Origin of the sequence: Pseudomonas chlororaphis, assembly GCA_001023535.1 — a bacterium.
In the GTDB taxonomy this organism is placed as follows: domain Bacteria; phylum Pseudomonadota; class Gammaproteobacteria; order Pseudomonadales; family Pseudomonadaceae; genus Aquipseudomonas; species Aquipseudomonas chlororaphis_E.
Map to the genome: position 1 here is coordinate 3517870 of CP011020.1, position 14298 is coordinate 3532167.

12 protein-coding genes are annotated in these 14298 nt (G+C 62.5%); 5 read left to right on the top strand and 7 right to left on the bottom strand.

Translation table 11 applies throughout. The features are described from left to right. Positions 1-8: 8 nt before the first annotated feature. The 5 genes from VM99_15610 (at position 9) to VM99_15630 (ending at position 8385) form a co-directional block, all read left to right on the top strand. Positions 9-1679 carry a protein kinase gene (locus VM99_15610; GenBank protein AKJ99422.1) on the top strand — a complete coding sequence of 557 codons (1671 nt, stop codon included), beginning with the start codon at positions 9-11 and terminating at the stop codon, positions 1677-1679. 446 nt (positions 1680-2125) lie between these two features. Beyond that, entirely contained in the window at positions 2126-4579 is a 2454-nt protein-coding gene (locus VM99_15615) for a nitrite reductase (protein AKJ99423.1), read from the top strand. Next, complete coding sequence (locus VM99_15620) at positions 4576-4893, top strand: nitrite reductase (protein AKJ99424.1); 318 nt, start codon at positions 4576-4578, stop codon at positions 4891-4893. The genes VM99_15615 and VM99_15620 overlap by 4 nt, the downstream gene beginning before the upstream one ends. Then, positions 4893-7619 carry a nitrate reductase gene (locus VM99_15625; GenBank protein ID AKJ99425.1) on the top strand — a complete coding sequence of 909 codons (2727 nt, stop codon included), beginning with the start codon at positions 4893-4895 and terminating at the stop codon, positions 7617-7619. Before VM99_15620 ends, VM99_15625 begins: the two co-directional genes overlap by 1 nt. Positions 7620-7629: 10 nt before the next feature. Continuing rightward, a complete protein-coding gene (locus VM99_15630) occupies positions 7630-8385 on the top strand; it encodes a uroporphyrin-III methyltransferase (protein ID AKJ99426.1) in 756 nt (251 codons plus the stop codon). Positions 8386-8601: 216 nt separating this feature from the next. Here VM99_15630 and VM99_15635 read toward each other — a convergent pair whose 3' ends face one another. From VM99_15635 to VM99_15665, 7 genes are all read right to left on the bottom strand, one after another. Beyond that, on the bottom strand, positions 8602-9636 hold the full coding sequence (locus VM99_15635) for a porin (GenBank protein AKJ99427.1): 1035 nt from the start codon (positions 9634-9636) through the stop codon (positions 8602-8604). Between the two features lie 107 nt (positions 9637-9743). Then, entirely contained in the window at positions 9744-10334 is a 591-nt protein-coding gene (locus VM99_15640) for an RNA polymerase sigma factor SigX (GenBank protein AKJ99428.1), read from the bottom strand. A gap of 91 nt (positions 10335-10425) precedes the next feature. Further along, positions 10426-11250, bottom strand: a complete 825-nt coding sequence (locus VM99_15645; protein ID AKJ99429.1) for a transporter — start codon at positions 11248-11250, stop codon at positions 10426-10428. 2 nt (positions 11251-11252) lie between these two features. After that, positions 11253-11498 (bottom strand): CrfX protein, encoded by a 246-nt coding sequence (locus VM99_15650; GenBank protein ID AKJ99430.1) that lies wholly within the window; start codon positions 11496-11498, stop codon positions 11253-11255. Positions 11499-11561: 63 nt separating this feature from the next. After that, the gene (locus VM99_15655; protein ID AKJ99431.1) at positions 11562-12557 is read right to left on the bottom strand and encodes a CmaX protein; all 996 of its coding nucleotides are present in this window, start codon (positions 12555-12557) and stop codon (positions 11562-11564) included. 25 nt (positions 12558-12582) lie between these two features. Continuing rightward, entirely contained in the window at positions 12583-13074 is a 492-nt protein-coding gene (locus VM99_15660) for a ribonuclease activity regulator protein RraA (protein ID AKJ99432.1), read from the bottom strand. Between the two features lie 126 nt (positions 13075-13200). Then, positions 13201-14190 (bottom strand): EstX protein, encoded by a 990-nt coding sequence (locus tag VM99_15665; protein AKJ99433.1) that lies wholly within the window; start codon positions 14188-14190, stop codon positions 13201-13203. Between the last annotated feature and the right edge of the window lie 108 nt (positions 14191-14298).

Consider the following 14298-nt stretch of genomic DNA (forward strand, 5'->3'; position numbering starts at 1 on the left):
CCAACCCCATGAGCCTGCAACTGAGTTTTGCCGAAGCCAGCGCCATCGGCCCACGGGACGAAAACCAGGACGCCCTGCGCCTGGTCACCCCAGCCCCGGCCCTGGCCGCCAGCAAGGGCTACCTGTTCGCCATCGCCGACGGCGTGAGCCAATGCGCCGACGGCGGGCTGGCGGCCCGGTCGACCTTGCAGGCGCTGGCTCTGGACTATTACGCCACGCCACAAACCTGGGGCGTGGCCCAGGCACTGGATCGCCTGCTGCTGGCGCAGAATCGCTGGCTGCAAGCCAACGGTGGCGGGCAACCGCTGCTCACCACCGTCAGCGCGCTGGTCCTGCGGGGCCGTCGCTTCACCCTCGCCCATGTCGGCGATTGCCGGGTCTACCGCTGGCACGCCGATCATCTGCATCGCATCAGCGAAGACCACGTCTGGGACCAACAGGGCATGCAACATGTGCTCAAGCGGGCGTTGGGGCTGGATCAACACCTGGTGCTGGATTTCCTCGATGGCGAACTGCGCCCCGACGAAACTTTCGTCCTGCTCAGCGACGGCGTCTGGGCCGCCCTGGGGGACACGGCCATCGCCGGCGTCCTGCGCGACCAACCGGACCTCGATCGCGCAGCGCAGACCCTGGTCAACGCCGCGCACCTGGCCGGCAGCCAGGACAACGCCAGCGCCTTGCTGGTGCGCGTCGACGCCTTGGGCGAAGCGAGCATCGGCGACGCGCTGATCCAGTTGCAGCAATGGCCCCTGCCCCCAGCGCTGAAAGCAGGCCAGGCCTTCGAGGGGTGGCAGGTCGAAGCTTTGCTCGGTCAAAGCCAGCAATCACTGCTCTACCGGGTGCACGACGGCCAGGGCCAGCCATGGCTGTTGAAAACCCTGCCCGGCCAGCTCCGGGACGACAGTCGGGCCGGGCAAGCGCTGCTCTCCGAGGAATGGTTTCTCAGGCGGGTCGCCGGTCGACAATTTCCGGAAGTCCATGGCGTGCCCCAGCGCCAGCACCTGTATTACGTGATGCGCGAATACCCCGGCCTGACCCTGGCCGAGCTGTTCGACCAGGGCGGCCCGTTGCCATTGGCACAATGGCTAGACCTGGCGCAACGGCTGGTGCGCGCGGTGGGGCTCCTGCATCGACGGCAGATCTACCACCGCGACATCAAGCCGGAAAACCTGCACCTGGGGGACGATGGCGAATTGCGCCTGCTGGATTTCGGGCTGGCCTACTGCCCGGGGCTGTCCGAAGACCAGGCCAACGTCTTGCCCGGAACGCCCAGCTACATCGCCCCGGAAGCCTTCGCCGGCCACGCGCCGACCGCTCGGCAAGACCTGTACGCCGTGGGCGTGACCCTGTACTTCCTGCTGACCGGCCACTACCCCTATGGCGAGATCGAGGCGTTCCAGCGGCCGCGCTTTGGCGTGCCGGTCAGTGCCCACCGTTATCGGCCGGACCTGGCCGAATGGCTCGGGCAAAGCCTGGAACGGGCCGTGGCGGCAGACCCGGACGAGCGCTTCGAAACCGCCGAGGAATGGCTGCTGTTGCTGGAACAGGGCGAACGTCGCAGCTTGAGCGTAAGGCCCCGGCCACTGTTGGAACGCGAGCCGCTGAAGGTCTGGCGCACGTTGGCGCTGGTTTCTCTGGTGGTGAACATCGTGCTGCTGTTCCTGGTATTTCACAGCTGAGATCCTGTGGGAGCGGGCTTGCCCGCGAAGGCGTCAGCACCTTCAGCATGGATGTTGACTGACGCACCGCTTTCGCGGGCAAGCCCGCTCCCACAATCGATCCAATGCAGGAGCAAAGCTTGCGCCGCGATGCGCCAGCCCCAACGCTCCATTACCGGGCAATACGCTTTGATTCGGTGCAATAAATCCCGCCATTGCGCGCCCGACCAGCGGCCCGCCCAATAAATCCACACCCTTGGCCCACTTGGCACAACCACTGCATAACCCCTGGCAACAGACATAAGGCAACGCCTCCAACGATGAGGGCGGTGCCTCCCGAGAGAACGGGACCAGGACAAAGGCGTCCTCGCTAGCTTGCTAGCGGGACGCCTTTTTTGTTTTCGAAAAAATGGCCGAGTCAGCCCGATCGCCGTGATGAAACGGGCATGAGCTCGCGGAGAACCCTGATGAAAAAACTCAAACTGGTGATGATCGGCAACGGTATGGCCGGGGTTCGGACCCTTGAAGAATTGCTCAAGCTGAGCAACGAGCTGTACGACATCACGGTGTTCGGCGCCGAGCCCCACACCAACTACAACCGTATCCTGCTGTCGCCGGTGCTGGCCGGCGAGCAGACGTTCGAAGAGATCGTGCTCAACGACCTGAGCTGGTACCAGGACAATCACATCAACCTGCTGCTCAACCGCAAGGTGGTGCAGATCGATCGGGTCAAGCGCCGGGTCATCGCCCAGGACGGCACCGAGGCCGAGTACGATCGCCTGCTGATCGCCACCGGCTCCACGCCGTTCATCCTGCCGATCCCTGGCCACACGCTCGAAGGCGTCATCGGCTACCGCGACATCGCCGACACCCAGGCCATGATCGACACCGCCAAGACCCACAAGCACGCCGTGGTGATCGGCGGCGGCCTGCTGGGCCTCGAAGCCGCCAACGGCTTGAAGCTGCGGGGCATGGACGTGACCGTGGTGCACCTCGGTGACTGGCTACTGGAGCGGCAGCTGGACAAGACCAGCGGCCAATTGCTGCAAAGCGCGCTGCAAGAGCGTGGCCTGACCTTTCGCCTCAACGAGCAGACCCAGGCCCTGCACGACGCCGGCAACGGCCGGGTCGGCTCGGTCCAGTTCAAGAACGGCGACATCATCCCCGCCGACCTGGTGGTGATGGCCGCCGGCATCCGCCCCAACACCGAGCTGGCGGAAAAGTCCGGCATTCCGTGCAGCCGCGGGATCCTGGTCAACGACACGATGCAGACCTACGACCCGCGCATCTATGCCATCGGCGAATGCGCCAACCATCGCGGCACGGCCTATGGCCTGGTGGCCCCGCTGTTCGAACAGGCCAAGGTCTGCGCCAACCACCTTGCGCAACTGGGCTTCGCCACCTACAAGGGTTCGGTGACCTCGACCAAGCTCAAGGTCACCGGCATCGACCTGTTTTCCGCCGGTGACTTCATGGGCGGCGAAGGCACCGAGACCATCACCCTCTCTGACCCGATTGGCGGCGTCTACAAGAAGCTGGTGATCAAGGACGACGTGCTGGTCGGCGCCTGCCTGTACGGCGATACGGCGGACGGCGGCTGGTATTTCCGCCAGATCCGTGAAAACGCCGGGATCAGCGAAATCCGCGATCACCTCATGTTCGGTGAAAACGCCTTGGGCGATGTCGGCCACCAGGGCCAGGACAAAGCCATGAGCATGGCCGACAGCGCCGAAGTCTGCGGCTGTAACGGTGTGTGCAAGGGCACCATCGTCAAGGCGATCCAGGAACACGGGCTGTTCAGCGTCGATGACGTTAAAAAACACACCAAGGCCGCCAGTTCCTGCGGCTCCTGCGCCGGCCTGGTGGAGCAGATCCTGATCAACACCGTGGGCGGTGCGGCGGACGTCAAGCCGAAAAGCGAGAAAGCCATCTGCGGCTGCAGCGACCTCAACCACGGCCAGATCCGCCAGGCGATCCGCGACGAACACCTGCTGACCATCGCCGGCACCATGAGCTACCTGAACTGGCGCACCCCCAACGGCTGCGCCACCTGCCGCCCGGCCCTGAACTACTACCTGATCTCCACCTGGCCCGGCGAAGCCCAGGACGACCCACAGTCGCGCCTGATCAACGAACGCGCCCACGCCAACATCCAGAAAGACGGCACCTACTCGGTCGTGCCGCGGATGTGGGGCGGCGTGACCACGCCGGCGGAGCTGCGCCGCATCGCCGACGTCGCCGATAAATACAGCGTGCCCATGGTCAAGGTCACCGGCGGGCAACGCATCGACTTGCTGGGCATCAAGAAGCACGACCTGCCGGGTGTCTGGAAAGACCTCGACATGCCGTCCGGCCACGCCTACGGCAAGTCCATCCGCACCGTGAAGACCTGCGTGGGCAGCGAGTTCTGCCGCTTTGGCACGCAGAACTCCACCCAGCTGGGCATTGAACTGGAGCACGACCTGTTCAACATGTGGTCGCCACACAAGGTGAAGCTGGCGGTCTCGGGCTGCCCACGCAATTGTTCGGAGGCGGGCATCAAGGACGTCGGCATCATCGGCGTCGACTCCGGCTGGGAGATGTACATCGGTGGCAACGGCGGGATCAAGACCGAAGTCGCCGAGTTCTTCGTCAAGCTCAAGACCGCCGAAGAAGTCCGCGAATACAACGGCGCATTCCTGCAGCTGTACCGCGAAGAAGCCTTCTACCTCGAGCGCACCGTGCACTACATGCAGCGGGTCGGCATGGAGCACATCAAGAAAGCCGTGCTGGAAGACCCGGCCCGCCGCAAAGCGCTGCATGAACGCCTGAAATTTTCCCTGGCCCTGGAACAGGACCCATGGAAACAGCGCCTGGAACAACCCCAGCTGAAAAAAGAGTTCGAAGTCATCCCCGTGAAGAACCTGGAGGTGCCGGCATGAACTGGCTGGATATCTGCGCATTGGAAGAGATCAACGCCCTGGGCTCACGCATCATCCAGGGCCCGAAAGGCGATATCGCGATTTTTCGTACCAGCGACGATGAAGTCTTCGCACTCGACGACCGTTGCCCGCACAAAGGGGGGCCGTTGTCCCAGGGACTGATCTACGGCAAACGCGTGGCCTGCCCATTGCACAACTGGCAGATCGACCTGCAAAGCGGTGAGGCCCAGGCGCCGGATGTGGGCTGCGCCCATCATCATTCGGCCCGTGTCGAAAACGGCCGGGTCCTGCTGGCGCTACGGGACGCAAGCTGATGAGCCACCAAACCACTGCCTCGACCTGCTGTTACTGCGGGGTCGGTTGCGGCGTGCTGATCGACCATGACGACGAGCGCATTCTCGGCGTCAGTGGCGACCCCACCCACCCGGCCAATTTTGGCAAACTGTGCAGCAAGGGCTCGACCCTGCACCTGACCGGCGACCTCGCCGCCCGCGCCCTGTACCCCGAACTGCGCCTGGGCAAGGGCCTGGCCCGCGCCCGTACCGACTGGGACAGCGCCCTGGAGCATGCCGCCAGCGTCTTCGCGGCCACTATTGCCGAGCACGGCCCCGACAGCGTGGCGTTCTACATTTCCGGCCAGTTGCTGACCGAGGACTACTACGCGTTCAACAAACTCGCCCGGGCCTTGGTCGGCACCAACAACATCGACAGCAATTCGCGCCTGTGCATGTCTTCGGCCGTGGTCGGCTACAAGCGCAGCCTCGGTGCCGACGCCCCGCCCTGCAACTATGAAGACCTGGCACTGAGCGATTGCGTGATGATCGTCGGCAGCAACATGGCCTACGCGCATCCGATCCTGTTTCGTCGCCTCGAAGAAGCCAAGTCCCGCCGTCCGCAGATGAAAATCATCGTCATCGACCCTCGGCGCACCGACACCTGCGACCTGGCTGACCTGCACCTGGCGATCCTGCCGGGAACCGACGTCGCCTTGTTCCACGGGATTTTGCACCTGTTGCTGTGGGAAGACTGGGTCGACCGCGATTTCATCAAGGCCCACACCGAAGGCCTGGCTGAATTGAAGAACCTGGTGCGCGACTACACCCCGGCCATGGTCGCCCAGGTGTGCGGCATCAGTGTCGAACAACTGCACCAGTGCGCCGAATGGGTTGGCAACGCGCCGAGTTTCCTGTCGCTGTGGTGCATGGGCTTGAACCAGTCCACCGCCGGCAGTGCGAAGAACAGCGCGTTGATCAATCTGCACTTGGCCACCGGGCAAATCGGCCGTCCGGGCGCGGGGCCGTTCTCGCTGACCGGCCAGCCCAACGCTATGGGCGGACGGGAAACCGGCAGCCTGTCGAACCTGTTGCCCGGTCATCGGGAAGCCAACAACCCGGAACACCGCGATGAGGTCGCCCGCTACTGGGGCGTCGAGCAGTTGCCGGCCAACCCGGGCCTGAGCGCCATCGAGTTGTTCGACGAAGTGCGCAGCGGCAAGATCAAGGCCTTGTGGATCGCCTGCACCAACCCGGCCCAATCGATGCCGGACCAGACGGCGGTACGGGACGCGCTGCAAGCCTGTCCGTTCGTGGTGTTGCAGGAAGCGTTCCGCACCACCGAGACCGCCGCCTTCGCCGACCTGCTGCTGCCCGCGGCCAGCTGGGGCGAGAAAGAGGGTTCGGTGACCAACTCCGAACGGCGTATTTCCCACGTTCGCCGGGCGGTCAACGCGCCCGGTGAAGCACGCCCGGACTGGGCGATTACCGTGGACTTCGCCCAGCGCCTGGAACAACGCCTGCGGCCGGGCCAGCCCAGCCTGTTCGACTTTGCCAGCCCGGCCCAGGTGTTCGACGAATACAAACACCTGACCCGCGGGCGCGACCTCGATCTGTCCGGCATCAGCCATGCCCTGATCGATGAACTCGGCCCCCAGCAATGGCCCTTCCCGGAAGGCGCCACGACCGGCACCGCGCGCCTGTACGAAGACGGGATCTTTCCCACCGACAGCGGGCGCGCGCGATTTGTCGCCGAACCGTATCGTGCCGCCAGGGAGCTGCGCGACGCACGCTACCCCTTGACCCTGAACACCGGGCGGCTGCGCGATCAATGGCACGGCATGAGCCGCACCGGCACCGCCGCACAATTGTTCGGTCATGTGAATGAAGCCGTCCTCAGCCTGCACCCTGACGAACTGCAGCGCCATCGCTTGCAGGCCGGCGACCTGGTCAGCCTGAAAAGCCGGCGCGGCGCGGTGGTCGTGGCCGTGGACAGCGACGAAAGCGTGCGTCCCGGCCAGGCGTTCCTGCCCATGCACTGGGGTGACCGGTTCCTCAAGGGTGGGGTCAACCGCCTGACCCAACCGGCCTTCGACCCGTTGTCGAAACAGCCGGAACTCAAGCACAGCGGCGTACGCCTGGAACCGGTGAACCTGCCTTGGCAGTTGTTCACATTGATCGAGGGCGATGTTCAACAGCATCTGGAGACGCTTCGACCGCTCTGTGAGGCGTTTGCCTACGTCAGCCTCAGCCTAACCGGCCGTGAACGCCCGGCGCTGGTGATTCGCGCGGCCAGCGCCGCAGCGCCCGATCCCGAACTGCTGCAGGCCATCGACGAGCAACTGGGGCTGATCGACGGCCCGGTGCTGGCCTACGACGATCCGCGTCGTGCCATCGGCAAACGGGTGCGGATCGAGAACGGTCGCATCACCGCCATCCGCCTGGCCGGCGAAACCCTCGCCCGGCACTGGTTGCAGAATCTGTGGCAGGAAGGTCGCAGCGATGAACAACTGCGCCGCTGGCTGCTGGCGCCATTGAGCGCTCCGCCAGGCAATGTCGGCGCGGCGGTGGGTGGCGGTAGCGGCGGCAAGACACTGTGCAACTGCTTGAACGTCAGCCAGCGCGCGATCTGCGCCGGCATCGAACGCGGCCTGGACTTGCAGGGGCTGAAAAAGGAATTGGGCTGTGGCACGCAATGCGGTTCCTGCGTACCGGAAATCAAGCGCCTGCTGGTTGCCTCAGCGCAACCGATGGCCGCTCTCTCGTGAGGAAAACACTATGAACGCAAAAGTCTGGCTGGTGGGTGCAGGTCCTGGCGACCCTGAGTTGCTGACCCTCAAGGCCGTGCGCGCGCTGCGCGAGGCCGACGTGGTGTTGATCGATGATCTGGTCAACGAGGCGGTGCTGGAACATTGTCCCGGTGCCCGCGTCATCGCCGTGGGCAAACGCGGTGGCTGCCGCTCCACCCCTCAGGCGTTCATCCATCGACTGATGCTGCGCTATGCCCGCCAGGGCAAATGCGTGGTGCGCCTCAAGGGCGGCGATCCGTGCATCTTTGGCCGTGGCGGTGAAGAAGCACAGTGGCTGCAGGCGCAAGGTGTCGAAGTGGAGTTGGTCAATGGCATCACGGCGGGCCTGGCCGGGGCCACCCGCTGTGACATCCCGCTGACCCTGCGCGGCGTCGCCCGGGGCGTGACCCTGGTGACCGCCCACACCCAGGATGGCAGTAGCCTGAACTGGCAGGCGCTGGCGCAAAGCGGTACGACCCTGGTGGTGTACATGGGCGTGGCGAAGCTGAGCGAGATCCGCGAGCAGTTGCTGGCCGGTGGCCTGGCGGCAAACACGCCCGTGGCCATGATCGAAAACGCCTCCCTGCCCCACCAGCGTGATTGCCGCAGCGACCTGGCGTCGATGGAAGCCGATGCCAGCGCCTTCCAGCTCAAGAGCCCGGCGATCCTGGTGATCGGTGCGGTGGCCGGTGCTGCCGAACTCACCGCATCACAGCCTGCGTGGGTTCAGGCTTCGGCGCTGTAACAAACAACACCTAGCCTAATGTGGGAGCGAGCTTGCTCGCGATAGCATCGGGTCAGCAGCATCAATACTGGCTGACACACCGCTATCGCGAGCAAGCTCGCTCCCACAGGTTTTGTGTTTAACCAACTGTTTTGCGGCAACGCCCCCCTCATTTTCATAAATCCCAGGCAAAGAAAAGCCCGGCCTAAGCCGGGCTCTTCCAAAGCTGTGGGCTAATTACTTAGCTTGGGCTTCAACCTGCGCTTCTACGCGACGGTTAACAGCACGACCAGCTTCAGTGGCGTTGTCAGCAACTGGGCGGGATTCGCCGTAGCCAACGGACTGAACGCGGGACGATTCAACACCGTACTGGTTGGTCAGAACTTGCTTGACGGCGTTTGCACGACGCTCAGACAGTTTCTGGTTGTAAGCGTCAGGACCGACGGAGTCAGTGTGACCTTCAACAGTAGTGGTGGTGGATGGGTACTGCTTCATGAAGTCAGCCAGGTTCTTGATGTCGCCGTAGCTGTTAGGCTTGACGACCGACTTGTCGAAGTCGAACTTGACGTCCAGCTCAACGCGTACAACTTCAGCAACGGCTGGGCAGCCGTCAGCGTCAACAGTGACGTTGGCAGGGGTGTCTGGGCACTTGTCGACGTTGTCGCACACGCCGTCGTTGTCGCTGTCGGAGCAGACTTCAGCCGGAGCTGGAACTGGAGCAGCAGCAGGCTTGGAGCCGCCACCGAAGTTCACACCGATACCAACGCTTGGCGCCCACTCGGTGTCGCCTTGGTCGATGTTGTATTGAGCTTCAACGCCAGCACGGGCGTAGAAGTTCTCGGTGAAGTACAGCTTGGCGCCGCCACCAACGTTGGCGAAGGTAGAACGGTTACGACCGTTGCTGCCATTCTGGTCGATGCTCTGGTCGGAGAAACCGGCCGAGACGTAAGGACGCAGCATGTCGCCTGGGTTGTTGAAGTGGTACAGAGCGTCCAGGGCAGTGTTGGCGCCCTTGACGTTGGTGCCGTCGTCGGTACGTGCGTTGTGCACTTCGTCGTAGGCCAGACGCAGTTCAACGTCGTCGGTCAGGAAGTAACCGATCGAACCGCCGAACAGGTTGCCGTTGTTCTTGAAGTTACGAGCGCTGTCGAATTGTTCTTTCTTGGCGAAGCCTTCGATTTCAACTGCGCCTTGGCCTTGTGCCAGAGCGCCGAACGAAGTGGCAGCAATCAAAGAACCAATGGCAAAGCCCAAGGTGTTTTTCAGTTTCATCCGTTAAATCCCCATCTGGTGATTGTGAAGCAGTCCCGCAAACCGGGGGACAACTCGGCGGCAAGTCTATCAGAACTTGCCTACACGTAAGAGATATTTGCGCCGAACTAAGTTTCAGCAATGCCTGCAAATTTCTCACGCAATTTGTCAAGAGCGCGCTTGTAACGCATTTTTGTCGCGCTCAAACCCATGTGCATTATGTCTGCGATCTCCTGGAACTCCAGCTCTGCGACAAATCGTAGCACCAGAATTTCCCGATCAATCGGGTTTACATGGACCAACCAGCGATCGAGTCCACCCTTCTCCTCGGGTTTGGGCGCCTTTTCCTCAGACGCTTCTTCAAGAGGGTCCAGGCTCAGAGCGTCCATCAAGCGACGCTTTCGCCGTTCCTTACGGTACTGCGTGATGCATTCGTTGTAGGTGATGCTGTAGAGCCAGGTCTTGAACTTCGATTTCCCCTCGAAGTTCTTCAACCCATACAGCACCTTCAACATCACCTCCTGACAGACATCGTCAGCATCGCGATCGTTCCCCAGGTACCGTGCACAAACGTTAAATAATGTCCTTTGGTAGCGGCGCATCAACTCTTCATAGGCGCGCGTTACGTGGAACAGCTCCGTATGCGCGCGGGCAACCAACTCCTCATCGGAGAGATCACGGGGGTCGTAGCGCGTGGACAGCGATTGGGGTTTGTTCAAAACAGGTCGGGCCGACAGTCTAGGTCAATGTGCGCCGCAGCCTGGAATAGCAGGCATTTTGCGGCGGCATACATTAGCAGGGTTTGCCGGGTTAGCGGCTACTCACATGCTGTTCCAGCAGGATCCGATTGGAGAGCGACACCAGTTCGCCCTCGTCGGTCAGCAATGTGGTTTTCACCGTGCCGATCTCTTCGATCTGACCTTCGACCTCGCCAACACGCACCTGTTGCCCAACCTCATACAATTCACGCACATAGATTCCCGCGAGAATCTGGCCGGCGATTTCCCGGCTTCCCAACCCCATGGCCAGCGCAACGGCCAGACCAACGGTAATCAAAACGATCACGATCACGTGGTTGAGCAGGTCTGTCTTGACCTCCAACTGGCTGATCGCAACCGAGATACTGATGATGATCACCAGGCCCTGGGCGATTCGCCCAACGCCGGCGGCGTAGTCCAGCCCCACGCCTTCGGCGGCGCCACGCACCAGCCCGTTGGCCAGTTGGGCCAACAGGACACCCACCAGGAGCACCAGCGCGGCGCCGAATACTTTCGGCAAATACAGCGCAAGCATGTCCAGCGTAGCTGAAACTCGCTCAAGTCCAAGGGATTCAGCCGCCGAAACCAGGAAAATGAGCAATACGAACCAATAGACGATCTTGCCAACCAGGGTCGAAATGGGCACCTGGATGCCGCCTCGCGACAGCAACTTGGTCAGGCCGGTGCCGCCCATCAGGCGATCGAGGCCCAGTTTGGCGAGCAGTTTGGAGAGCAGCGTGTCCAGCAATTTGGCCACGACGAAACCGAGCAACAGCACCACCAGGGCGCCGAAGAGGTTCGGGATGAAGTTGGCCACCTTGGTCCACAACGCGGTCATTGCCGTGACGAGGCTCTGGGTCCAGAGATCAAGTTCCATATTCAATCAGCCTTATCAGCGGTGCGAGTAACAGGTTTACGGCGGGAAACCGGCGCGACATGGGCCGACCCGTTGTTCAAGGCGATCATCAGCGCGGGCAGCCAACGGCCCAGCAGGCTGAACAGATCACTGGCGCCGACCTGGCGGTTGGCGGTTTTCAGTACACGTCCCAGGCATGCGTCGTCGTCCCGGCTGGACGGCGAAGCCTTGAGCATGTCGCGCAAAGACTGTTCAAACGGATCGTGCATACGCACCTCTCGTGATGTCTGTGGAAGACGCGATCAGATTTCGTCGGGTCACATGAAGCCTCATCACACCCAGCGCAGACGCCGGAACAGCCACCACTGTCCCAGCGCCACACAGACCATCAGCAAGCACGCGACCAGGAAACCGTAGGGGCTCGCCGAGAACGGGATACCGCCCACATTGATGCCCAACAGGCCGGTCAGGAAACTCATCGGCAGGAAAATTCCGGTGATGATGCCGAAGCGGTACATGGTGCGGTTCATGCGCACCGACAGGCGCCGGTCTTCGGCCTCCAGCACAAGCCCCACGCGCTCGCGAGTCAATTCCAGCTCCTCGAGGTAACGGGTCAGGCTGTTGTTCAATTCGTTCCAGTAATCGCCATCGTCTTCGACGAACCACGGCAGTTTCAGCCGGGTCATCTGGGCGAAAATGTCCCGCTGCGGCGCCAGGAACCGCTTCAACCCGGCCGCCCTTCGACGGATGTGCAAAATGGCGTCGTGCTCGGGGGTGTACCGTTCGTCGGTATCGAGTTTTTCTTCCTCGCCATCGACGATTTCCGAGAGACAGGTGACCAGGTCCTGCACCTTGTTGGTGAGGTACTGGGCCATATAAAGGATGAGTTCCGACGCGGTCTTCGGCCCCTTGCCCTCGGCCAGTTGCGCCAACAGCTCATCGGTGGCACGCAGCGGTCGCAAACGCAGGGAGATCACACGCTGGGCAGCGGCGAAGATCCGCACCGAGACCATGTCTTCCGGCTCGGCCCCCGGGTTCAGGTTGATCCCCCGCAGGAACAGCAGCAGCTCGGCGTTAGGCAGGGGCAGCAGGCGCGGACGGGTGTTCTCTTCCAGCAGCAGGTCGCAGTTGAATTCGCTCAGGCCGCTGGATTTGCGCAACCAGGTGTGAGTTTGCGGATGACTGCGATCCCAGTGCAGCCACAGGCTTTCGTGGGCCTGCAACTGCAATTCGTCGAGGTCGGTCCGGGCAATGGAACGCGCGCCGCCCTTACCGTCCAACACCAGGGCATGCACCAGCCCCCATTGCGCGTTTTCTTCCTCGAACATCCTCATCCCTTATGGCTGTAGCGCTTCATTCAGGCATTTTCAACGGGCTTGGCGAGACGATCACGCCGTTGTTGTCCGCGTACACATACTCGCCCGGACGGAACGTCACGCCGGCAAAGGTCACCGCTACGTTGAGGTCGCCGATGCCGCGCTTGTCGGTTTTCATCGGATGACTGGCCAGGGCCTGGACGCCGAGGTCGGTCTGGGCGATGACGTCGACGTCGCGGATGCACCCGTAGATCACCAGCCCTTCCCAGCCACTCTTCGCGGCTTTTTCCGCCAGCATGTCACCCAGCAAGGCCCGACGCAGAGAGCCGCCACCGTCCACCACCAGCACCTTGCCGGCGCCCGGTTGCTCGACTTGCTCCTTGACCAGCGAGTTGTCTTCGAAGCACTTGATGGTCACGATTTCGCCGCCGAAGGAATCGCGGCCGCCGAAATTGCTGAACATCGGCTCCAGCACCTGAACCAGGTCCGGGTAGGCATCGCACAGGTCGGGCGTGAGGTAATGGTTCATCGAACAACTCCTGTAAGGCTGGAACGTCAGACTGAATGAGCAACCGTTTGTGACCGAAACCGCTTCAAGCGTCATATCTTAGCCGCAAGCCGACCAGAGCGAAATGCTCTTGTCAGGGCCTTCGCCTCAAACCGCCTCGGCCAGACTGGGTTGTTCTGCCATCAACGGCGCACAGGGGTTTTCCAGCCAGCGCGCCACCAACGGCCAGACATCCGTGTGCGCGGCCTTGCTGACCAGCATCTCGACATGCCCGAAATCTTCACTGAACCCCTGTGCCCGGCCCAGGCAGACAAATTGCTTGTGCTCGGAGCCGATCTGTTCGAAGAGCTTGCGGCAGGCCCAGGTCGGGTCCTGGTGATCGCCCGCGGCACTCACTGCCAGCACCGGCACCTGGACATCGGCCAAACCGGCCCACCAGTTCTTCTCGGCATCGCCGAAGCGCCCGAACAGGCCATACCAGCGCATGCTTTCCAGGGCCAGGCCGATGGGCTCGTCCTCCGGACCACGCTTGAGCCGTGAGCCGGACAGTTGAGCAAAGCGCTTGAGAATGAAACGCCCGCTCCATTCCACCGGCGGGATCTTCAGCGGCCAGTAGGTGCGGCTGACCTGGGTGCCGAAAAACGCCGCCGACGCCACGGCCGGCTCGCCCAGGTAATGGCCGCCTAGCGCCGCCGCCAGGGTGATGCCGCCCAGGGAGTGGCCGATCCAGTGCGGCACTTGCCCACTTTGCTCGCGCACGAAAGCACCGATGGCGGGCAGGTCGTAGCGGGCGTAATCGGCTACACGGTTGTTGCGGTAGTCCTGGTTGCGCTGGGACAGCCCATGGCCGCGCATCTCCGGAATCCAGACATCGAAACCCAGGCGCGTCAGGTACGCCCCCAAGCCGAGACCCTTGGGGGAATACCAGAAGCGGCGGTTGGAGAAGCTGCCGTGCAACAGGATCACGGGAACGCCGCGGGTCTGGCCGGCGTCGGCCATGCCCAGGCGGGTGACGGCCAGTTCGACGCTGTAGTCCGGGCTGTTACCGGGCTTGAGGCGATAGACGTCTTCGCTCAGATCACCGCGTCGCTCGGCGCTGATCAGGGCGACAGGAAAAAGGTTGCTGCTGCTTTGCATAATGCTCTTGCACAAAAAAAGACAACTGTGGGAGCGAGCTTGCTCGCGATGGCGGTGGATCAGCAAAATAATCTTGGCTGACACTCCGCTATCGCGAGCAAGCTCGCT